Below are 20904 nucleotides of genomic sequence, written 5' to 3'. Positions count from 1 at the left end.
GGGGCCACCCCTCGCGCGCGGGCCGGGCTACTTGAGCTTCTTGAGGCAGAGCACGTAGTCCAGCGCCGGGAGGTTGGTGTAGGTGCGGGTGTACCAGCTGTCCGCCTTCGGCTGCTGCTCGCAGACCTTCTCGTCCGACGTGGCGGGGTACTTGTAGACCACCTTGTACTGGGCCTTGGCGTCGGTGCAGGCCAGCACCGAGACCTTGGGGTGGGTGTCCGTGGTCGAGCCGGTGCCGTTCTCGTTGCGCAGGCAGTCGCCGGCCTTGGCCGTGTCGACGCTGTCGGCCGCGTCGGCCGGGTCGCTCGGCGTGGTGACCGGCGGGAGGGTGATGCTCGGCACCACGGGCATCGTGAAGGTCGGCGACGGGAAGGCCGGGATCGTCGGGGGCGCGTAGGTGAAGCCGGTCGACGGCGACGGCGCGGCGACGATCCCGCCGCTCGGGCCGTTGTCCTTCTTCGGCCCGAGCACCCCGGTGGCGATCAGGACGAGGGCGACCGCCAGCGAGGCCGGCACCAGCAGCATCGCCGTGTGCGGGCGGCGGGCCAGCGGCACGCCCGGGTCGAGCTGCGGGCCGTGGCTGCCCGGGACGGGCGGCTGCAGCCGCCCGAACTTGTTGTGCGGGACGAGGTTCAGCAGCAGGGTGATCGGGGTCAGCAGCCACGACACCGGGCTCCACCAGCCCTGGACCAGCGTCCGGGCGGACATGTCGCGCACGGTGGCCGTTCCGCAGGTGCGGCAGAACGGGCCGGTCATCCGCAGCATCCGGTACGCCACGATCAGGCCCTGGTGGCCGCGGACGGTGGCGTCCACGGCCGGGTAGCCGCCGCAGAACCGGCAGGTCGGGCCGGGCGGGTAGCCGTTGTCGGTCGCGGGTTGCTGGTAGCCGTACGGCTGCTCGGGCGGCGGGGCGCTGGGGTACCCGTACCCGGGCTGGCCGGGCGGCGGGGCGCTGGGGTAGCCGTACCCGGGCTGGCCGGGCGGTGGGGCGCTCGGGTAGCCGTACCCCGGCGGCGGGGGCGGGGCGCCGTAGGCACCGCCGGCGGAGTACGGGTTGCCGTCCTCCGGGGGCGGAGCGCCGTACGGCATCTGGGGCGGAGGCGGAACGGACAAAGTGGTCCCCCGGTGAGGAGTGGCGGAAGAGTTCAGGACTTCTTCACCGGCGGGACACCGGTGGTGGCGGGCGTCAGCGGACCGAGGCAGAGCACGTACCGCTTCTTGTTCCAGCGGCGGCCGCTCTTGCCGGAGACGGCGCTCGTGGTCTGCGGGGTCTGCTTGCAGCGGTTCACGTCGGTGGTGCCTTCGAACTTCGACAGCACACGGTAATTCGCTTTGGGATCAGTGCACTTGGCGATCTCGACGTCACGGGATCCGCTCACCCGCACACAGTCGCCGGGCTTGGCGCTGCTGACGCTCGGCCCGGCGACGAAGTACCCGACCGCCAGGGCCGCACAGCCGCCGAGCAGGCCGACCGCCTTCAGCTTGGCTTTGGCGCCGCCCTTCTTCGCGGGCGCGGGGGCGACCGGGGCCGGGGCCGGCGCGGCGGGCTGCGGGTACCCGTACGGCCCGGCGGGCGGCTGCTGTCCGTACGGCTGCTGTCCGTAGGACGGTTGGCCGGGCTGCGGGTACCCGTACGACGGCGGCGGCCCGTAGCCGGGCGGGGCGGGCTGGGAGGGCTGCCCGTAGGCCGGCGGCGGTCCGTACGGCGCGGCCGGCGGGGGGACCGGCGCGCCGTACGGCTGTGCGGCGGGCGCCCCGACCGGGGCGGGGTGCGGCGGCCCGTACGGGTTGGGCGGTGTGCTCATCAGTTCGTCCCCCGAGACAGAGTGCTGTCGTTCCGACAGGTCTGACACCTTAGCGACTCGGTCGGACGCCATCCGTCCCGAGCCCCCCGGGGATCCGGGGAGAGCTGCTCAGGGCAGGGGGCGGCGGGCGGCGCGCAGGTAGAGGGCCGCGGTGAGGGCGTACACGGCGGCGACCCCGACGATCACGGTGACCGAGCGGCCGGACAGCGGCAGCACCAGCGCGGTGACCAGGGCGGCGGCCACGAAGGCGACGTTGAACAGCACGTCGTAGATGGCGAAGACCCGGCCGCGGTACTCGTCGTCGACCGACTCCTGCACCACGGTGTCGGCGCAGATCTTGGTGCCCTGGGTGACCACCCCGAGCAGCAGGGCGGCGATCAGGCAGGGCACCAGGGTGAAGCTCAGGCCGAGTGCCGGGACGAAGGCCACCGGGGCGACCAGGCAGACCGTCATCCAGCCCGTCAGGCCGAGCCGGCGGGTGCACCAGGGGCTGACCACCGCGGCGACGAAGAACCCGGCGGCGGAGAGGCCCACCGCCTGGCCGAGGGTGACCAGGCCGGCCGCGCTGTCGGCCGGGTCGTTGAAGGTGTACCGGGCGAGCATCACCACGACCACGATCAGCACGCCGTAGCAGAACCGGGCCGCGGTGACGGCGGCCAGCGCGTGCACCGCGGGCCGGCAGTCCCGCACCAGGTGGCGCACCGCGGCGCCGAGTTCGACGGCGGCCCGGACCAGCGCCTGGCCGAGTGCGGGGCGGTCGGCGTGCTGGTCGGGCCCGAGCAGGTCGCGGTCCATCCGGCGGGCGGCCAGCGCGGCCGACAGGTAGAGCAGCGAGGCGACCGTGACCAGCGCGGCGTCCGCCCGGGGCCCGGGGGCCATCACCTGGTGCAGCAGGAAGCCGATGCCGCCACCGGAGGCGGCGGCGACCGTCCCGAGGGTGGGGGAGAGCGCGTTGGCGGTGACCAGTTGGTCCTGTTCCACGACCCGGGGCAGGGCGGCGGACAGTCCGGCCAGGATGAACCGGTTGAGCGCGGTGACCAGCAGGGCCGAGGCGAAGAACAGCCAGGTCGGCGCCTGGGCGAGGAGCAGCGCGCCGGTGGCCAGGCCCAGCCCGAAGCGGGCCAGGTTGCCGACGTAGAGCACCTGGCGGCGGCGCCAGCGGTCCAGCAGCACCCCGGCGAACGGGCCGATCACCGAGAACGGCAGCAGCATCACGGCCAGCACCGAGGCGATGTCGGCGGGGGAGGACTGCTTCTCGGGGGAGAAGACCACGTAGGCGGCGAGCGAGACCTGGAAGACCCCGTCCGACAGCTGGGAGAGCACGCGGGCGGTCAGCAGCCGCCGGAAGTCGCGGCCCCGGAGGAGGTCGAGGAGCGTGGCGCGGTGCGCGGACTGGTGGGTGCTGCCGTTCTCGGTGATCGCCACCCGCCCAGGGTGCCATGGAACCGGCCGACGTTTCACGTGAAACATCGGCCGGGGAACGGCGAAGGGCCCACGATCACCGGATCGTGGGCCCCCTGCGAGCGGCTGTGCGCGGCCGGTGGCCGTCAGCTCAGCGTTCGGCGCTCAGCGCGCGGTGCTCGGTGCTCAGCGCTCGACCTCGCCGCGGATGAACTTCTCGACGTTCTCGCGGGCCTCGTCGTCGAAGTACTGGACCGGCGGGGACTTCATGAAGTACGAGGAGGCCGACAGGATCGGGCCACCGATGCCGCGGTCCTTGGCGATCTTCGCGGCGCGGACGGCGTCGATGATGACACCGGCGGAGTTCGGGGAGTCCCAGACCTCCAGCTTGTACTCCAGGTTCAGCGGGACGTCGCCGAACGCGCGGCCCTCGAGGCGGACGTAGGCCCACTTGCGGTCGTCCAGCCAGGCCACGTAGTCCGAGGGGCCGATGTGGACGTTCTTGGCGCCCAGCTCGCGGTCGCGGATCTGCGAGGTGACGGCCTGCGTCTTGGAGATCTTCTTGGACTCCAGGCGCTCGCGCTCGAGCATGTTCTTGAAGTCCATGTTGCCGCCGACGTTCAGCTGCATGGTGCGCTCGAGGATGACACCGCGGTCCTCGAACAGCTTGGCCATCACGCGGTGCGTGATGGTGGCGCCGACCTGGGACTTGATGTCGTCACCGACGATCGGCACGCCGGCCTCGGTGAACTTGTCCGCCCACTCCTTGGTGCCGGCGATGAACACCGGCAGGGCGTTCACGAAGGCGACCTTGGCGTCGATGGCGCACTGGGCGTAGAACTTGGCGGCCTCCTCGGAGCCCACCGGCAGGTAGCAGACCAGGACGTCGACCTGCTTGTCCTTGAGGACGGCGACGACGTCGGCCGGGGCCTCGTCCGACTCCTCGATGGTCTCCCGGTAGTACTTACCGAGGCCGTCGAGGGTGTGGCCGCGCTGCACGGTGACGCCGGTCGGCGGCACGTCGCAGATCTTGATGGTGTTGTTCTCGCTGTTGCCGATGGCGTCGGCCAGGTCGAAGCCGACCTTCTTGGCGTCGACGTCGAACGCGGCGACGAACTCCACGTCACGGACGTGGTAGTCACCGAACTGGACGTGCATCAGGCCGGGGACCTTGCCGGCCGGGTCGGCGTCCTTGTAGTACTCGACACCCTGCACCAGCGACGCGGCGCAGTTGCCCACGCCCACGATGGCTACGCGAACCGAACCCATTCCGGTTGCTCCCTGTGATCTCATGAGGGCCGCCGGCGTGGGCGGCACTCGTCCTGCATCTTCGATGACTGCTTGTAGGGCGCGAGGCGCCCAATCCTTCCGCGCGGCACAGGGCTGGCGCGGTGTCAGCGCTCCTGGTCGGAGCGCCCCGGGCGGTCGTACGGTGGCCCGGACGGGTCCGAGGACCCGGTCTCCTGGCCACGGCCGTCCGAAGTCTTGTGGGGTACGGCGGTGGGGTTCCCGCCGGTGGCGGGCCCCGTCCGGCCGGTGCGGTTGGACCGCTCGGTCTCGATCAGCTCGTTGAGCCAGCGGACCTCGCGCTCCACCGACTCCAGTCCGTGCCGCTGGAGTTCGACGGTGTAGTCGTCGAACCGTTCGCGGGCGCGGGCCAGTGAGTTGCGCATCCGCTCCAGGCGCTCCTCCAGCCGGCTGCGGCGCCCCTCCAGGACGCGCATCCGGACGGCCCGGTCGGTCTGGCCGAAGAACGCGAAGTGGACGCCGAAGTGCTCGTCCTCCCAGGCGTCCGGGCCGGAGTCGGCGAGCAGCTCCTCGAAGCGCTGCTTGCCCTCCGGGGAGAGCCGGTAGACGATCTTGGACCGCTTGCCGTTGAGCGCGGTGGCCGGGACGTACTCGACGTCCGGGTTGTCCTCGACGAGGAAACCCTGGGCGACCAGGCTCTTCAGGCAGGGGTAGAGCGTTCCGTAGGACAGTGCCCGGAACGTACCGAGCAGGATGTTGAGCCGCTTGCGCAGCTCGTAGCCGTGCATCGGGGCGTCGTGGAGGAGGCCGAGAACGGCGAACTCCAGCACTCCTGAGCGTCTGCCCACTGCCGTCGTCCTCCTCCCTCTCGGCTCCCCGTCCGAACGTCGCATCCGGCGGTATGCCGTTTCGATGTATCGGCTCGATATATCGAGAACAGTAAACCCGACCCCCCGAACGGGCAAGGGGGGCACGCGTGAATGTGATCACAAGCCGACGCGCGGGTGGGCTTGGCAACGGGCGTGTAATGATCTGTCGCCGTTTTGCGGTTATTGGCGGCTGATGTCCGATTGGTTGTCATTCAGTGCTGCGTACGCTGTCGCGTGTGCACGAGGACCACCTCCGGGGTTAGGGCGGTTTGCGGGCATCGGACGTGAACCCTGCCTTCAGGCCGGAAACGCCTGACGAGGAGTGCTGGAAGATGAGCGAGCGACGGCGAAGGACGCCCAACCCGGGCGGTGACGGGCAGCAGCCCCCGGGAGGCGGCGGTCGTCGGGGAGGGCCGGGCGGGCCGGGTGGGCCGGGTCCGGACGAGCTGGGCTCGGACGGGATCGGGCGCCGGCGTCCGCAGGGTGCCCGGGAGACCGCTCAGCAACCCCGGATGACCCGTGCGGAGATGCGCAAGGTCGCGCAGAAGAAGGGCAAGGCCGGCGGCGGCCGGCGCGGTGAGGCCGCAGCCGCCGCCGCGGCCGCCGGGCCCGGCAAGAAGCGTTTCATCGACTACCCGCGCTTCGGCAAGACCGGCGTCCGGCGCTGGCTGCCGTCCTGGAAGCAGTGGCTGAGCGGCTTCCTGCTGGTCTTCGGCTGCTTCGTGGGCCTGGTGTTCTACCTGTACGAGACCACCGAGGTCCCGGAGCTGAACAAGCTGGTGCAGGGCCAGAACACCATCTACTACTGGGCCGACGGCTCCGAGATGACCCGCAAGGGCCAGACGAACCGGCAGATCGTCGAGCTCCAGGACATCAGCCCCAACCTGCAGAACGCGGTGATCGCCGCGGAGAACCAGGACTTCCGCACCGACAGCGGCATCGACCCCAAGGGCATGCTCCGCGCCGTCTACAACATGGCGAAGGGCGGCGAGACCCAGGGCGCCTCGACCATCACCCAGCAGTACGTGAAGAACGCCTACCTGAGCCAGGAGCAGACCCTCAGCCGCAAGGTGAAAGAGTTCTTCATCACGCTGAAGATCAACCAGCAGAAGGGGAAGCCCGAGATCCTCAAGGGCTACCTGAACACCAGCTGGTTCGGTCGCGGGGCGAACGGCGCCCAGGCCGCCGCCCAGGCGTACTACGGGGTGGACGCCAAGGACCTCAACGTCTGCCAGAGCGCCATGCTGGCCGGCCTGCTCAAGGGCGCGGCGTACTACGACCCCACCAACCCGGCCAACAAGGAGCGCGCCCAGGGCCGGTGGAGCTGGATCCTCGACCAGATGGTGAAGACCAAGGCCATCACCCCGGACGAGCGGGCCAAGTGCACCGCGTTCCCGAACCCGGTCCTGCTCAAGCCCAGCAGCAACATGAACGGCGAGATCAGCTACCTGGTCGACACCGCCAACAAGTACGTGATGGCCTCCGACAAGACGATCACCCAGCAGGTGATCGACCGGGGCGGCCTGAAGATCTACACCACCTTCGAGAAGGACAAGGTCGACGCCCTGAAGAAGGCCGTCGACGACGTCAAGGCGGAGAACCTCAACCCGCAGAAGCGGCCGGACAACGACACCAACATCCAGTTCGGCTCCGCCAGCATCCGCCCCAGCGACGGCGCGATCATCGCCCTCTACGGCGGCGACGGCGTGGAGAACGGCCACTTCGACAACAACGCCGACGCCACCGGCGTCCAGGTCGGCTCGACCTTCAAGCCCTTCGTGCTGGCCACCGCCATGCAGGTCGGCGTGCAGACCGCCAAGGGCGACGACGGCAAGCCGAAGCGGATCAACGCGGACAGCCGCTACCTGGCCGACGACCTGTCGGAGATCCGCAAGCCGGACGGCTCGCTGGTGATCGGCGACGACGGCAAGCCCTACCGGCAGAAGAACGAGGACAGCGCCAAGCACGGCTACGTCTCGCTGCGGCAGGCCATGCAGTACTCGTACAACGTGCCGTTCGTCCAGCTCAACCAGGACGTCGGCGGCCAGAACGTGGCCGACATGGCGGTGCAGATGGGCGTCAAGAAGGAGAGCCTCGCCGACCCGAAGACCGCGACCTTCCCGCTCGGCACCTCCACCATCAGCCCCATCCGGATGGCCACCGCCTACGGCACCCTGGCGGCCAGCGGCAAGGAGTCCGAGCCGTACTCCGTCACCAAGGTAGAGCTCAACGGCGTGGAGCGCCCGGGCTTCGGCAAGAAGGACCCCAAGGTCGCGCTGGAGCCGGTGGTCGCCGACAACGTCACCGACGTGCTGGTGAACGTGGCCGCCAAGGGCACCGGTACCAAGACCAAGGACCTGGGCCGGCCGGTGGCGGGCAAGACCGGTACCACCGACCAGAACAAGTCGGCCTGGTGGGTCGGCTACACCCCGCAGCTGGTGACCAGCGTCGCGATGTGGCGCGAGGACCCGACCAAGCACGAGCGGCAGTCGCTCAACGGCACCGGCGGCAAGGAGTCCATCCACGGTGGTGACATCCCGACCGACGTCTTCACCCGGTACATGAAGGTCGCGCTGGCCAACGAGAAGAAGCTCGACTTCCCGACCCCGCAGCCGGTCGGCAGCGAGGTCGATTCCTCCGGGGCGCCGTCCACGGCCACGGCGGCGGCGACGCCGACCATGACCGACCCCCCGTCGGCCCCCGCGCAGACCCAGCAGCCGACGCAGCCCACCCAGCCGCTCCCGCCGCAGCCCACCCCGACCTGCGTGCCGGGCGTGGACTGCCCCGGGGACACGCAGCCGACGCACCCGCCCACCAAGGCGCCGCCGACCAGCACGTGCGTCCCGCTGTTCGGCTGCTCGACCCAGCAGCCGACGCCCACGGGCACCACCCCGCCGAGCGGCGGCGGCAAGCCGACCGGCAAACCGACGCAGACCCCCACCGGCGGCACCCAGGGCGCCGCGGGTCAGTAGGCCCACGAGCGCGAGAACGGCGGTGGCGGCCCCCCCGGAGGGCCGCCACCGCCGTTTTCGTCATGATTCGCGGCCCTGGCGGGCGCCGGGCGCCGGAGGCCGCCGCGGGGTCCTCCTCGTCCCGGCGGGGGTGGTGCGGCAGGATGTCCGGCATGACGTCGAGCGATCGTGACGAAACCGCCCGCCCGGTCGGGTCCGGAGACGCCGCAGGCCCCTCCCCGGCCGCCGTCGCCACGGCCGCGCCGTCGGCCGACACCGTGGTCGTCCCGGCCGACGAGGACCCGGTGGCGGCGGCCGGCAGCGAGGTGATCGGCGGACCGCCCGGGCGCCGGGCGCTGCTCGGCGTGTCCTGGTGGATCCCGGCGCGCTTCCTGGCGCTGGCGGTGATCGTGGTCTCGGTGCTCGGCATGGTGCAGAAGCTGCCCTGCTACGAGCAGGCCTGGTTCCAGCCGGGCTCGCCGCAGTACATCCACGCCTGCTACAGCGACATCCCGCACCTGTTCTCCGGCCGCGGCTTCGCCGCCGGGCTGCACCCGTACGTGGACCGCATCCCGGGCTCCTCGGGAGACCTGCAGTACCTGGAGTACCCGGTGCTGACCGGCCTGTTCATGCAGGTGGCGGCCTGGCTGACGCCCGGAGGCGGGGACCGGCAGAGCCAGGAGCAGTGGTTCTGGGCGATCAACGCCGGGCTGCTGATGGCCTGCGCAGTGATCGCCGTCGTGGCGCTCTCGCGGACCCACCGCCGCCGCCCCTGGGACGCGCTGCTGTTCGCGCTCGCGCCCGTCCTGCTGCTCAACGGCACGGTCAACTGGGACCTGTTCGCGGTCGCCCTGGCCGCCGTCGGGATGGCCTGGTGGGCGGGTGCCCGGCCCGGCTGGGCCGGCGTGTTCATCGGGCTGGCCACCGCCGCCAAGCTCTACCCGGTGCTGCTGATCGGCCCGCTGCTGGTGCTCTGCTGGCGGGCCGGGAAGTGGCGCGAGTTCCGGGCGCTGCTGGGCGGCGCGGTCGGCTCCTGGCTGGTGGTCAACCTGCCGATCATGCTCGCCAACTGGCGCGGCTGGTCGACCTTCTACGTGTTCAGCAAGCACCGCGGCGAGGACTACGGCTCGTTCTGGCTGATCCTCATGCAGGTCCGCGGCGCCGGGCTGGCCGACCTCGACCTCTACATCGCGGTGCTGATGGTGCTGGGCTGCGCGGCCCTGGCGTGGCTCGCCCTCTCGGCGCCGCGCCGCCCGCGCTTCGCGCAGCTGGCCTTCCTGGTCGTCGCCCTGTTCGTGCTGGCCAACAAGGTGTACTCGCCGCAGTACGCGCTCTGGCTGCTGCCGCTCGCGGCGCTGGCCCGGCCGCGCTGGCGGGACTTCCTGGTCTGGCAGGCCTGCGAGGTGCTCTACACCCTGGGCATCTGGTCCCACCTGGGCTTCGTCACCGGGCCCAAGCAGCACGGGATCGGCGAGGCCTGGTACCACTTCGCGATCGGGCTGCACCTGATCGGCACGCTCTACCTGGTCGCCCTCGTCGTCCGCGACGTCCTGCACCCGGACCGCGACCCCGTCCGCTGGGACGGCAGCGACGACCCCTCCGGCGGGGTGCTCGACCGGGCCCCGGACGTGTTCGTGCTGGGCACCGCCCGGCGGCTGCGCGAGGAGGAGACCTACGCCGCGTACGCGCCGGCCGGCCCCGAGCAGTGGCTGGGCGAGCCAGGACTGCCGGAGCCGGCCGAGAAGTCGTGACCGGGTCGTACGCGCCGACCGGTACGGCGGTCTAGCGGTCCACCACGCGGTCGAAGTGCGTGGTGGTGTGCCGGACCTGGAGGCCGAGCTCCTCGCCGATCGCGGGGGGCGCGGTCTCGCCGTCCAGGAAGAGCAGCGAGACCTGCATGTGCGGGGGCTCCGCGAACCAGAGCTGCTTGCCGGCCCAGTGGAACGGCGACTTGGTCTTGTTGACGGTCGCCAGCCCGGCCCGGGCGATGCCCTTGGCCCGCGAGGCCATGCTCTGCACGTACTTGGGCGCCTCCAGGCCGATGCCGTGCGCGGTGCCGCCGGCGACCACCAGGATGTGGCCGTCGGACGGCGCCGGGTGCTGGCGGTAGCCGTAGCGGTCGCCCTTGCGCACCGGGGTGACGTCGAGCACGGTGGCCCGGACCTCCAGCGCGGCATGGTCGCCCAGCCAGAGCCGGGTGCCGATCCGGGCCCGGAAGACGGTCTGCGGGTAGCGCTGGGCGAGCTGTTCCATGCCGGCCGCGCCGAGGTGGCTGACGAACACGGTGTGGACGGGCAGGCCGGCCGCCCGGGCGGTGTCCACCCAGTACGCGACCTCCTCGACCGGGCTGGAGCCGTCCGGCCGGTCCATCGGCAGGTGCAGCGCCAGGCCCTCGAAGCCGACGCCGTCCAGCTCGGCGGCGACGGTGGCCAGGTCGGCGGCGCTCACGCCGTGCCGCCGCATGGTGGTCATGCACTCCAGCACCACCCGGGCGCCGTGCAGCGCCCGCAGCGCGTCCACGCTCGCCACCGTGCGGATCACCCGGGCGTGCGGCAGCGGCAGCACCTCCTCGCCGACCCGGTACGGGGTCAGCACCAGCAGCTCGCCGCCGTACCACTCGGCGGCGTCGGCCGCCTCGTAGGCGGTACCGACGGCGAGCACCCCGGTGCCCAGCAGCGTCGCCTCCTCGGCCAGCCGGTGGTTGCCCAGGCCGTAGCCGTTCCCCTTGGCGACCGGCACCAGGCCGGGGAACTCGGCGAGGACGGAGCGCTGGTGCGTGCGCCAGCGTTCGGTGTCGAGGTAGAGCGACAGCGTCATCGGGTCAGCCTCCTCAGCGGCGGGACATGTAGAGGTCGAGGGCCTTGTGCAGCAGCTTGTTGAGCGGGAAGTCCCACTCGCCCAGGTACTCGGCCGCCTGGCCGCCGGTGCCGACCTTGAACTGGATCAGGCCGAACAGGTGGTCGTTCTCGTCCAGGGTGTCGCTGATGCCGCGCAGGTCGTACACGCCGCCGCCGAGGGCGTAGGCGTCGCGCATCATCCGCCACTGGACCGCGTTGGACGGCTTGACCTCGCGCTTGTGGTTGGCCGAGGCGCCGTAGGAGTACCAGACGTGCTCGCCGACCACGAGCATCGTGGTCGCGGCCAGCGGCTCGCCCTCGTGGTAGGCGATGTAGAGGCGCATGCGGTTCGGGTCCTCGGCGGTGAGGGCCTTCCACATCCGCTGGAAGTAGGACAGCGGCCGCGGCGTGAAGCGGTCGCGCTCGGCGGTCACCAGGTAGAGCTGGTGGAAGATCGGCAGCTCGTCGTAGCCGCCCTGGAAGACCTCGACGCCGCTCTTCTCGGCCTTCTTGATGTTGCGGCGCCAGAGCTGGTTGAAGCCCTTCTGGATGTCGTCCAGCGAGCGGTTGGCCAGCGGCACCTGGAACACGTAGCGGGGCTGGACGTCTCCGAAGCCGGCGCCGCCGTCCTCGCCCTGCAGCCAGCCGGCCTTGCGCAGCCGGTCGGCCACCTCGAAGGCGCGGGCCTCGTACCAGTCGGCCTCGACGTCGCGCAGGCGCTTGGCCTGCTTGGCGGCGATGGCCTCCTTGATGGTGGGGGCGTTCCAGCGGCGGATGACCACCGGCGGGCCCATCTTCACCGAGAACGCGCCCTGCGACTTCAGGTGCGCCAGCATCGGGGAGAGCCAGCGGTCGAGGTCGCGGTCGAACCAGTCGATGACCGGGCCCTCGGGCAGGTAGGCCAGGTAGCGCTTGAGCTTCGGCAGCTGGCGGTAGAGCACCAGGCCGGCGCCGACGAGCTGGTTGGCCTCGTCGAACCAGCCGATCGACTCGGACCGCCACTCGGCCTTCACGTCGCCCCACGACGGCACCTGCATGTGGCTGGCCGAGGCGCGGCTCCTGATGAAGGCGAGGTGCTCCTCGCGGGTGATCGTCCTCAGGCGCAGGCTCATTGCTCGGTGCTCCTCGTCGGTCGGGCTGCGGTGGGCCCCAGGTTCTGGGGCTGACCCTATCGTCCGGGGCCCCGGGGCCCGTGTCGGGCGGGCACGACGGCGCCCCCGTCGCGGTACCTGTCCCTTGCAGATACGCGGCGGGGGCGCCGGGGGTTCCTGGTCGGTCGGTCGCTCCCGGGGGTCAGCCCCAGAGGCCGCCGCGGGCGATGCCGAGGTAGAACCCGATCGCGGAGGCGCCGAGCGTGATCATCAGGACGAACCGCTCGGCGGTGGTGACCGAGACGAACATGCCCCAGAGCCCCGTGACGATGCCGGCCAGGCCGGTCCACGACGACAGCAGGTGCAGGTTGTGGAAGAACGAGGTGGTGAAGGCGATGACGCCCATGACGGCGGTGAGCGCCACCAGGGTGTTCTCGCGGGGGTGCGGGTGGCCGTCGGTGTTCAGCGTGAGCGCGGGCATGCGGTGGACGGACTGGGCCATGTGTCCCACCTCCTGGCGTGGAGACGAACGGGCAGGAATCCCGTTCCGTCCAGATTGCGGCGGTTGGGCCGGTCTCACAACCCCTATGCATTTTGTTCGGCCGTACGGGTGCGGGTAGGCTGTGCCGTCTGCACTGGTGTAGTTGTGCCCCCCTGCGCCCTCTTCCGGGTGACACCCCCTTCCGGGTGGTGCGGGGCCCGACTGTCCGACCCGGCCGTTACGGTGGGCCGGAGTCGTCACTGCTCCGGTGCCGACGCTACGCACAACCCTCCTGCCACGGAGAGACCGTGGCCGTTGAGTCCAAAGGAGGTGGGTTACCCATGCGTCACTACGAGGTGATGGTGATCCTCGACCCGTCGGTCGAGGAGCGCGCTGTCTCCCCCCTGATCGAGAACTTCCTCACTGTCGTCCGCAACGGCGGCGGCAAGGTGGAGAAGGTCGACACCTGGGGTCGTCGCCGTCTGGCTTACGAGATCAACAAGCAGTCCGAGGGCATCTACTCGGTCATCGACCTGAAGGCCACGCCTGAGGTCGTCAAGGAGCTCGACCGCCAGATGGGCCTGAGCGAGTCGGTTCTGCGGACCAAGGTCCTGCGCCCGGACACCCACTGAGCCACCTCTGAGGCCTTCGGGTCTCGGGTAGCTCGCGTCCGTTGTTTCACGTGAAACAGCGGTGAACGGACATCTTCCCGAGAGGTCATCACCACCATGGCAGGCGAGACCGTCATCACCCTCGTCGGCAATCTCGTCGACGACCCCGAGCTGCGCTTCACCCCGTCGGGTGCGGCGGTCGCGAAGTTCCGCATCGCGTCCACCCCCCGCACCTTCGACCGTCAGACGAACGAGTGGAAGGACGGCGAGAGCCTCTTCCTCACGTGCAACGTCTGGCGGCAGCCGGCGGAGAACGTGGCCGAGTCGCTGCAGCGCGGCATGCGCGTCATCGTGCAGGGCCGACTGCGCCAGCGGTCTTACGAGACCAAGGAAGGCGAGAAGCGGACGGTCTTCGAGGTCGAGGTCGACGAGGTCGGCCCGAGCCTGCGCTCGGCGACCGCCAAGGTCACCCGGGCCAACCGGTCCGGCGGTCCCGGCGGTTCCGGCGGTTCCGGTGGCGGCTTCGGCGGCCAGCAGGGCGGCGGCCAGGGCGGTTGGGGCGGCGGAGGCGGCCAGCAGGGCGGCAACTGGGGTGGAAACTCCGGTGGCCAGTCCGGCCCCTCCGAGGACCCCTGGGCGTCCAGCGCCCCGTCCGGTGGCAACCAGGGCGGCGGCTGGGGTGCCCCGTCCGGTGGCAGCGGCTTCTCGGAAGAGCCCCCGTTCTAAAGAGCTGACAGATTTCGTGCGGCCCGGCCGTCGGCGTCCCCGGACGCCCGCCGGGCCGTGAACCCCAAATGGAGCACACAATGGCGAAGCCGCCTGCTCGCAAGCCGAAGAAGAAGGTTTGCGTCTTCTGCAAGGACAAGGTCAACTACGTTGACTACAAGGACACGAACCTGCTGCGGAAGTACATCTCCGACCGTGGCAAGATCCGTGCCCGCCGGGTCACCGGCAACTGCACCCAGCACCAGCGTGACGTCGCCACGGCCGTGAAGAACAGCCGTGAGATGGCGCTGCTGCCCTACACCAGCACCGCGCGCTAAGAGAGGGTGACCAAGTAATGAAGATCATCCTCACGCACGAGGTGCCGGGTCTCGGCTCCGCCGGCGAGGTCGTCGAGGTCAAGGACGGCTACGCCCGCAACTACCTGGTTCCGCGTGGCTTCGCCATCCGCTGGACCAAGGGTGGTCAGAAGGACGTCGACGCCATCCGTCGCGCCCGCAAGATCCACGAGATCCAGACGCTCGAGGCCGCCAACGAGGTCAAGGGCAAGCTGGAGGGCGTCCAGGTCAAGCTGGCCGTCCGCTCGGGCGAGGCCGGCCGTCTGTTCGGCTCGGTGACCCAGGCCGACGTCGTCCAGGCCATCAAGGCCGCCGGCGGCCCCTCGGTGGACAAGCGCGCCGTCGCGATCGCCTCGCCGATCAAGACCGTGGGCACCCACAAGGTCTCGGTCAAGCTGCACTCCGACGTCCAGGCCAACCTGGACATCGCGGTCGTCGCTGCCTGAGTTCCGTAGCAGTGGCCTGAGGGCCGGGCTCCTTCGGGAGCCCGGCCCTCGGTCGTTCCCGGGAGGGGCTACCCCCGCACGGCCCCGGTGACGAGCCACTCGCCACCGCGGGCGCGCCGGACCAGGAAGCCGGCACGGACCAGCATGAACAGGTTCATCGCCCACCAGAGCCCGGCCAGCCCGGCGTCGACGGCGGGCACCGCGAGGGCCGCCGGGGCGAACACCGCCAGCGTGGCGAGCGCCGCCCGGGCCAGGTAGGGGCCGTCCCCGGCGCCCATCAGCACGCCGTCCAGCACGAAGACCAGACCGGAGACCGGCTGGCTGAGCGCGAGCAGCAGCAGGGCCGTGTCCAACTGGGCCCGCACGGCCGGATCGGGCGTGAACAGCGGGACGTACAGCGGCCGCGCCACCACCACCAGCAGGCCGAGCACCACCCCGGAACCGATGCCCCACTCGACCATCCGCCGGGTGGCGGCCCTGGCGCCCGGGACGTCCGAGGCGCCCAGGTAGCGGCCGATGATGGCCTGGCCGGCGATCGCGATCGCGTCCAGCGCGAAGGCCAGGAAGCTGAACAGCGCCATGGTGATCTGGTGCGCGGCCACCTGGTCGTCGCCCAGCCGGGCGGCCACCGCCGTCGCGATCATCAGCACCGCGCGCAGGCTGACCGTCCGGACCAGCAGCGGACCGCCGGCCTTCGCGCAGGCCCGGATGCCGGCCGCGTCCGGCCGCAGCGACGCCCGCTCCCGGCGGGCGCCGCGGACCACCACCACGAGGTAGACGGCGGCCATCGCGGTCTGCGCGATGACGGTGCCCCAGGCCGAGCCGGCCACCCCGAGCCCGGCCCCGTACACCAGGCCCGCGTTCAGGCCGAGGTTGGCGGCGAAGCCCGCGACGGCGAACACCAGCGGGGTGCGGGTGTCCTGGAGCCCGCGCAGCACGCCGGTGGCGGCCATCACCATGAGCATCGCGGGGATGCCCAGGGAGCTGATCCGCAGGTACGTCACCGCGTACGGCGCGGCGGTGTGCGAGGCACCGAGCGCGTCGGCCACCCAGGGGGCGAGCAGCAGGGTCAGCAGGACCACCGGGACGGCCAGGCCGAGCGCGAGCCAGATGCCGTCGACGCCCTGCTGCACGGCGCCGCGGCGGTCGCCGGCACCGATCCGCCGGGCGACCGCCGCGGTGGTGGCGTAGGCGAGGAAGACGAACACGCCGGTCGCCGTGGCGAGCGCGGCGGAGGCGACGCCGACCCCGGCCAGCTGGGGGGTGCCGAGGTGGCCGACGATCGCCGAGTCCGCCATCAGGAAGAGCGGCTCGGCGACCAGGGCCCCGAAGGCGGGGACGGCCAGGGCGAGGATCTCCCGGTCGTGCCCGCGTCCGGCGGGGCGCGGGGCCGGCGAGGTGTCGTTGGGCGGCGGGGCGGTCATGGGCTCCAGGCTACTCATCCACAGGTAATGGACGCTAGCCGTATCTGACTATTACTCGATATCTTGAGCGACGCCGTTCGTCCGCTCGGCGCCCACAGCCGTTCGGAGGTGTGTGAAGAATTTCTCATGCACAGGCCCGGAAAGAGGTAATCCCAGGTCAACGGATTGACGCCGGATCGATCGTCCGGTTATCCACAGGGACGTCCACAGGGGTGTCCACAGCTTTGCGGCAGTTCTCCACAGGACGGGGCCGCTCGTCCACACCCCCTGTGGATAACCGCCTTGGCGCAACGGCACCCGGCGCCTTAGCGTGGGCCCCTCCGCCCGACACTCGCACCGCCCCGGCGTCCGATTTGTCGGAGCCGTGGCGTACAAAAGGAGCGGATCCCGCTCCACCAGCCACCGGCAAGGCCCGCTCCAACTCGCACCACTCGCTGATCGGGGAACACGCGTGACCGGCCCCCAGTACGACGACCACGACGCCCCGCCGCCGGAAGAGGAGTGGCAGACCGCCGAGGACCCCTTCCCGGCCGGCGCCTTCGACGACGCGCCCTTCCCGGACGGCCCCGGCGACCGGCTGCCCGTCTCACGCGGCCGCAGCGGCCAGGGCGGCCAGGGCGGCCAGGGCGGCGGGCGCGACGGCTTCCAGAAGGGCGGCTTCCAGGGCGGCAAGGGCGGCCGGAACGGCTCCTCCCGCGAGAACGGCCAGCGGGACGGCGGCTGGCAGCGCCGCGGCGACGGCGACGGTGACGGCGGCGGCGCGGACGGCTTCGAGCGCGTCCCCCCGCAGGACCTCGCCGCCGAGCAGTCCGTCCTCGGCGGCATGCTGCTCTCCAAGGACGCCATCGCCGACGTGGTCGAGGTGCTCAAGCCGGCCGACTACTACCGGCCCGCGCACGAGCTGGTCCACGGCGCGATCCTCGACCTCTACGCCCGCGGCGAGCCGGCCGACCCGATCACCGTGGCCGGCGAGCTGACCAAGCGCGGCGAGCTGCAGCGCGTCGGCGGCGCCTCCTACCTGCACACCCTGGTCAACTCCGTCCCGACGGCGGCCAACGCCGAGTACTACGCCGAGATCGTCCACGAGCGCGCGGTGCTGCGGCGCCTGGTCGAGGCGGGCACCCGCATCGCCGGCATGGGCTACGCGGCCGAGGGCGACGTCGACGAGATCGTCAACGCCGCCCAGGCGGAGATCTACGCGGTCACCGAGCAGCGCACCAACGAGGACTACGCGCCGCTCGCCGACATCATGGAGGGTGCCCTCGACGAGATCGAGTCGATCGGCTCCCGCAACGGCCAGATGTCCGGCGTGCCCACCGGGTTCGCCGACTTCGACGCGCTCACCAACGGCCTCCACCCCGGCCAGATGATCGTCATCGCGGCCCGCCCCGCCATGGGCAAGTCCACCCTGGCCCTGGACTTCGCGCGCGCCTGCTCGATCCAGCACAAGCTGCCGAGCGTGATCTTCTCGCTCGAAATGGGGCGCAACGAGATCGCCATGCGCCTGCTGTCCGCCGAGGCCCGGGTGGCGCTGCACCACATGCGCTCCGGCAGCATGACGGACGACGACTGGACGCGCGTCGCCCGCCGGATGCCGGACGTCAGCGAGGCCCCGCTGTTCATCGACGACTCGCCCAACCTGTCGATGATGGAGATCCGCGCCAAGTGCCGCCGGCTGAAGCAGCGCAACGACATCAAACTGGTCGTCATCGACTACCTCCAGCTGATGCAGTCCGGCGGCTCCCGCCGGGCCGAGAACCGCCAGCAGGAGGTCTCGGACATGTCCCGGAACCTCAAGCTGCTGGCCAAGGAGCTGGAAGTCCCCGTCATCGCGCTCTCCCAGCTGAACCGTGGCCCCGAGCAGCGCACCGACAAGCGGCCGATGGTCTCGGACCTGCGAGAGTCCGGCTCGATCGAGCAGGACGCCGACATGGTCATCCTGCTGCACCGCGAGGACGCCTACGAGAAGGAGTCCCCGCGGGCGGGCGAGGCCGACCTGATCGTCGCCAAGCACCGTAACGGCCCGACGGCGACCATCACGGTGGCCTTCCAGGGCCACTACTCGCGCTTCGTCGACATGACCCGGGACTGAGCCCCGGCAAAGCGCCCGAACGCGGCGTGGACGGTGTCGACGAAGACGTCGAGGTCCTGGTCGGTCGTGCCACGGATCCAGGCAGCGGCGGCGGCGCCCCCGCCACAGTGGATCCCCGGAACTGGGAGGGGGCAACCGAATCACCCGTCGCCCCGAGGGGGCTGAGTGCCGCTCAGACCGTGACGGTGGCGCGGAAGAGCGTGGTGGCGGCGCCGGTGGTGGCGGCGGCGAGGCGGGTCGGGGTGCCGGTGGCGGGCAGGAAGGCGGACTGGCCGCGGGCGAGGTCCAGGACGGTGCCGTCGGCGGCGGTCAGCCGGGCGGCGCCCTCGGTGCAGAGCAGGATCTGCGGGGTGCGGCCGTCGATCTCGCGGTCGGCGCCGTCCAGCGCGAAGCGGGAGAGCCGGAACTCGTCTATCGGGACGGGGTAGAGCTCCTCGCCCGGGGTGGCCCCGACGCGGACGGGGGCGACCGGCTCGGGGGCGCCGGCGGCGAAGACCACGACCTTCAGCAGCTCGGGCACGTCGACGTGCTTCGGGGTGAGGCCGGCCCGCAGCACGTTGTCGGAGTTGGCCTGCAGCTCCACGCAGACGCCGGACAGGTAGGCGTGCGGCACCCCGGCGCCCAGGTAGAGCGCCTCGCCGGCCCGCAGCCGGAAGTGGTTGAGCAGCATGCCGGTGACCACGCCGCGGTCGTCCGGGAAGTCCTTGGCGATCCGGGCGTACGGGGCGTAGTCGCCGTCCGGCAGGGTGCGGGCCAGCGCCTCGACGGTCTGCCGCACGGTCTCCTCGTCCAGGGCGATCGCGGCGGCCAGGGCGCCGCGCAGCGCCTCGGACTCGTCCTCGCCCTCCAGCGGGGCGATCACCGGGGCGAGCCCGGGCACCGCGAGCCCGGCCAGCAGCCCGGCTGCCTCGGCGGGTCGGCGGAAGCCGCACAGGCCCTCGAACTCGCCCAGCGCGCAGATCATTTCGGGCTTGTGGTTGGCGTCGCGGTAGCTGCGCTCGGGGGCGTCCAGCGGGACGCCCAGGGCGTTCTCGGCGGCGAAGCCGGCGCGGGCCTGATCGAGCGTGGGGTGCGCCTGGATCGACAGCGGGATGCCCGCGGCGAGGACCTTGAGGAGGAACGGCAGGGTCGGGCCGAACCTGGCCACGGTCGCGGCGCCCAGCTCGCCCTCGGGGTCGGCGGCGATCAGCTCGTCCAGCCGGCGCGGGCCCTCGCCGCGGTCGGCGCGGGACGGGTCGCCGGGGTGGGCGCCCATCCAGAGCTCGGCCTGCGGTTCACCGGTCGGCTGCTGTCCGAGCAGTTCGGGCAGGGCCGTGAGCGACCCCCAGGCGTACGGGCGGACGGTGTTGAGGAGCCTGTCCATGCGCGCGGTCCTACTCCTTCGCGGTCTGGGCGGGTGTGCCGGGTCGCCGGGGGCGGGCCCGGTGGTGCGGGGGGTCCGGGCACGGGCAAGGGCATCGACACTAGCCGAACGGTGTCACCCGCGGGGAAACGGTGGGCATCCGGTGGGAGTGCCATGGCCGGACCGGTGGTTCCCGGGCGCGGTAGTAGGATGCCAGGACGCAGTAGTCTCCGCCCTGCGCGCAGTTCTCCACCGTGGTCATCCCGTCGGAGGGTTGCCGGTGGAGCCGCGTTCCAGAGTGCGGGCGACGGTGTTCTGAGATTCCCCGCCATCGGCCGAGAGGTTTGTACGTGACCGTGAACCAGCAGAGTTTTGCTGATCTCGGCAGGGTCCTGGTGATCATCCCGACCTACAACGAGGCGGAGAACGTCGAGCGGATCGTCGGCCGGGTCCGCGCCTCGGTGCCCGAGGCCCACGTGCTGGTCGCCGACGACAACAGCCCCGACGGCACCGGCGCGCTGGCCGACAAGCTGGCCGTCGAGGACCCGCACGTCCACGTCATGCACCGCAAGGGCAAGGAAGGCCTGGGCGCGGCCTACCTCGCGGGCTTCCGCTGGGGCATCGACAACGGCTACGACGTCCTGGTCGAGATGGACGCGGACGGCTCGCACCAGCCCGAGGAGCTGGACCGGCTGCTGGGCGCGCTGCGCGGCGCCGACCTGGTGCTGGGCTCGCGCTGGGTGCCCGGCGGCCGGGTGGTGAACTGGCCCAAGTCGCGGCTGCTGCTCTCGCGCGGCGGCTCGACCTACTCCCGGCTGATGCTGGGCGTCCCGATCAGGGACGTCACCGGCGGCTACCGGGCGTTCCGCAAGGAGACCCTGCTGGGCCTGGGCATGGACGAGGTCGCCTCGGCCGGGTACTGCTTCCAGGTCGACCTGGCCTGGCGCACGGTGAAGGCCGGGTTCAAGGTCGCCGAGGTGCCGATCACCTTCGTCGAGCGCGAGCTGGGCGCCTCCAAGATGAGCCGCAGCATCGTCGTCGAGGCGCTGTGGCGGGTGACCTCCTGGGGCGTGGCCGACCGGCTGGCCCGGCTGCGCGGCGCGGCCAAGCGCTGACCAGGTCCCGAGGCCGAAGGGCCCGCCCGCCGGAGGACGCCGGGCGCCAGCGGTGCCACCTGAGCCGTGAGGCGCGCCCGCCGGGCGCGCCTCACGCACGATCGGGCACCCGTACTCCCATGCTGTAGGG

General features: G+C 71.5%; 18 protein-coding genes. 8 read left to right on the top strand and 10 right to left on the bottom strand.

Annotation, left to right across the window (positions count from 1 at the left end; all coding sequences use genetic code 11):
• Positions 1–27 precede the first annotated feature (27 nt).
• From IF30_RS49105 to IF30_RS0106275, 5 genes are all read right to left on the bottom strand, one after another.
• On the bottom strand, positions 28–1113 hold the full coding sequence (locus IF30_RS49105; RefSeq protein ID WP_234322602.1) for an LppU/SCO3897 family protein: 1086 nt from the start codon (positions 1111–1113) through the stop codon (positions 28–30).
• A 32-nt stretch (positions 1114–1145) separates the two neighbouring features.
• On the bottom strand, positions 1146–1805 hold the full coding sequence (locus tag IF30_RS0106290; RefSeq protein ID WP_051709328.1) for an LppU/SCO3897 family protein: 660 nt from the start codon (positions 1803–1805) through the stop codon (positions 1146–1148).
• 108 nt (positions 1806–1913) lie between these two features.
• Positions 1914–3230, bottom strand: coding sequence for an MFS transporter (locus IF30_RS0106285; protein WP_234322601.1), 1317 nt, complete (start codon positions 3228–3230; stop codon positions 1914–1916).
• 162 nt (positions 3231–3392) lie between these two features.
• Entirely contained in the window at positions 3393–4475 is a 1083-nt protein-coding gene (locus tag IF30_RS0106280) for an inositol-3-phosphate synthase (RefSeq protein WP_030233102.1), read from the bottom strand.
• 125 nt (positions 4476–4600) lie between these two features.
• Complete coding sequence (locus tag IF30_RS0106275; RefSeq protein ID WP_030233099.1) at positions 4601–5302, bottom strand: PadR family transcriptional regulator; 702 nt, start codon at positions 5300–5302, stop codon at positions 4601–4603.
• 533 nt (positions 5303–5835) lie between these two features.
• Here IF30_RS0106275 and IF30_RS0106270 point away from each other — a divergent pair.
• On the top strand, positions 5836–8295 hold the full coding sequence (locus IF30_RS0106270) for a transglycosylase domain-containing protein (protein WP_051709326.1): 2460 nt from the start codon (positions 5836–5838) through the stop codon (positions 8293–8295).
• Positions 8296–8447: 152 nt separating this feature from the next.
• Positions 8448–10025, top strand: a complete 1578-nt coding sequence (locus IF30_RS0106265) for a glycosyltransferase family 87 protein (RefSeq protein ID WP_037899098.1) — start codon at positions 8448–8450, stop codon at positions 10023–10025.
• Positions 10026–10056: 31 nt separating this feature from the next.
• Here the strand turns inward: IF30_RS0106265 and IF30_RS0106260 are convergent, their stop codons facing one another.
• From IF30_RS0106260 to IF30_RS0106250, 3 genes are all read right to left on the bottom strand, one after another.
• Entirely contained in the window at positions 10057–11091 is a 1035-nt protein-coding gene (locus IF30_RS0106260) for an alanine racemase (protein WP_030233092.1), read from the bottom strand.
• Between the two features lie 13 nt (positions 11092–11104).
• Positions 11105–12223 (bottom strand): lipid II:glycine glycyltransferase FemX, encoded by a 1119-nt coding sequence (locus tag IF30_RS0106255; RefSeq protein ID WP_030233089.1) that lies wholly within the window; start codon positions 12221–12223, stop codon positions 11105–11107.
• A 181-nt stretch (positions 12224–12404) separates the two neighbouring features.
• Positions 12405–12704 carry a hypothetical protein gene (locus IF30_RS0106250; RefSeq protein ID WP_030233087.1) on the bottom strand — a complete coding sequence of 100 codons (300 nt, stop codon included), beginning with the start codon at positions 12702–12704 and terminating at the stop codon, positions 12405–12407.
• Between the two features lie 320 nt (positions 12705–13024).
• On the opposite strand from IF30_RS0106250, the gene rpsF reads away from it, so the two are divergent.
• The 4 genes from rpsF (at position 13025) to rplI (ending at position 14801) form a co-directional block, all read left to right on the top strand.
• Positions 13025–13315 carry a 30S ribosomal protein S6 gene (gene rpsF, locus IF30_RS0106245; RefSeq protein WP_030233085.1) on the top strand — a complete coding sequence of 97 codons (291 nt, stop codon included), beginning with the start codon at positions 13025–13027 and terminating at the stop codon, positions 13313–13315.
• A gap of 96 nt (positions 13316–13411) precedes the next feature.
• Positions 13412–14020 (top strand): single-stranded DNA-binding protein, encoded by a 609-nt coding sequence (locus tag IF30_RS0106240; protein WP_030233082.1) that lies wholly within the window; start codon positions 13412–13414, stop codon positions 14018–14020.
• Positions 14021–14100: 80 nt separating this feature from the next.
• Entirely contained in the window at positions 14101–14337 is a 237-nt protein-coding gene (gene rpsR, locus IF30_RS0106235) for a 30S ribosomal protein S18 (RefSeq protein WP_030059640.1), read from the top strand.
• 17 nt (positions 14338–14354) lie between these two features.
• Positions 14355–14801 (top strand): 50S ribosomal protein L9, encoded by a 447-nt coding sequence (gene rplI / locus IF30_RS0106230; protein ID WP_030233078.1) that lies wholly within the window; start codon positions 14355–14357, stop codon positions 14799–14801.
• Between the two features lie 68 nt (positions 14802–14869).
• Here rplI and IF30_RS0106225 read toward each other — a convergent pair whose 3' ends face one another.
• The gene (locus IF30_RS0106225) at positions 14870–16225 is read right to left on the bottom strand and encodes an MATE family efflux transporter (RefSeq protein ID WP_030233074.1); all 1356 of its coding nucleotides are present in this window, start codon (positions 16223–16225) and stop codon (positions 14870–14872) included.
• Positions 16226–16802: 577 nt separating this feature from the next.
• Between IF30_RS0106225 and dnaB the strand changes: the two genes are divergently transcribed.
• Positions 16803–18317 (top strand): replicative DNA helicase, encoded by a 1515-nt coding sequence (dnaB, locus tag IF30_RS0106220; RefSeq protein ID WP_051709377.1) that lies wholly within the window; start codon positions 16803–16805, stop codon positions 18315–18317.
• Between the two features lie 172 nt (positions 18318–18489).
• On the opposite strand, the gene manA is transcribed toward dnaB, so the two are convergent.
• A complete protein-coding gene (manA, locus tag IF30_RS0106215; RefSeq protein WP_030233069.1) occupies positions 18490–19680 on the bottom strand; it encodes a mannose-6-phosphate isomerase, class I in 1191 nt (396 codons plus the stop codon).
• Between the two features lie 329 nt (positions 19681–20009).
• Here manA and IF30_RS0106210 point away from each other — a divergent pair, with 329 nt between their 5' ends.
• Entirely contained in the window at positions 20010–20774 is a 765-nt protein-coding gene (locus IF30_RS0106210) for a polyprenol monophosphomannose synthase (protein WP_030233067.1), read from the top strand.
• The last annotated feature ends 130 nt before the right edge of the window (positions 20775–20904 follow it).

Source organism: Streptomyces sp. NRRL S-350, from assembly GCF_000719705.1.
In the GTDB taxonomy this organism is placed as follows: domain Bacteria; phylum Actinomycetota; class Actinomycetes; order Streptomycetales; family Streptomycetaceae; genus Kitasatospora.
This window is presented reverse-complemented; position numbering and strand designations above follow the sequence as displayed.

Coding starts and splice junctions, on each gene's coding strand:
- IF30_RS0106290 (WP_051709328.1), bottom strand. CDS start 1,805: ATGAGCACACCGCCCAACCCGTACGGGCCGCCGCACCCCGCCCCGGTC.
- IF30_RS0106280 (WP_030233102.1), bottom strand. CDS start 4,475: ATGGGTTCGGTTCGCGTAGCCATCGTGGGCGTGGGCAACTGCGCCGCG.
- IF30_RS0106270 (WP_051709326.1), top strand. CDS start 5,836: ATGACCCGTGCGGAGATGCGCAAGGTCGCGCAGAAGAAGGGCAAGGCC.
- IF30_RS0106265 (WP_037899098.1), top strand. CDS start 8,448: ATGACGTCGAGCGATCGTGACGAAACCGCCCGCCCGGTCGGGTCCGGA.
- IF30_RS0106260 (WP_030233092.1), bottom strand. CDS start 11,091: ATGACGCTGTCGCTCTACCTCGACACCGAACGCTGGCGCACGCACCAG.
- IF30_RS0106255 (WP_030233089.1), bottom strand. CDS start 12,223: ATGAGCCTGCGCCTGAGGACGATCACCCGCGAGGAGCACCTCGCCTTC.
- IF30_RS0106250 (WP_030233087.1), bottom strand. CDS start 12,704: ATGGCCCAGTCCGTCCACCGCATGCCCGCGCTCACGCTGAACACCGAC.
- rpsF (WP_030233085.1), top strand. CDS start 13,025: ATGCGTCACTACGAGGTGATGGTGATCCTCGACCCGTCGGTCGAGGAG.
- IF30_RS0106240 (WP_030233082.1), top strand. CDS start 13,412: ATGGCAGGCGAGACCGTCATCACCCTCGTCGGCAATCTCGTCGACGAC.
- rpsR (WP_030059640.1), top strand. CDS start 14,101: ATGGCGAAGCCGCCTGCTCGCAAGCCGAAGAAGAAGGTTTGCGTCTTC.
- rplI (WP_030233078.1), top strand. CDS start 14,355: ATGAAGATCATCCTCACGCACGAGGTGCCGGGTCTCGGCTCCGCCGGC.
- IF30_RS0106225 (WP_030233074.1), bottom strand. CDS start 16,225: ATGACCGCCCCGCCGCCCAACGACACCTCGCCGGCCCCGCGCCCCGCC.
- manA (WP_030233069.1), bottom strand. CDS start 19,680: ATGGACAGGCTCCTCAACACCGTCCGCCCGTACGCCTGGGGGTCGCTC.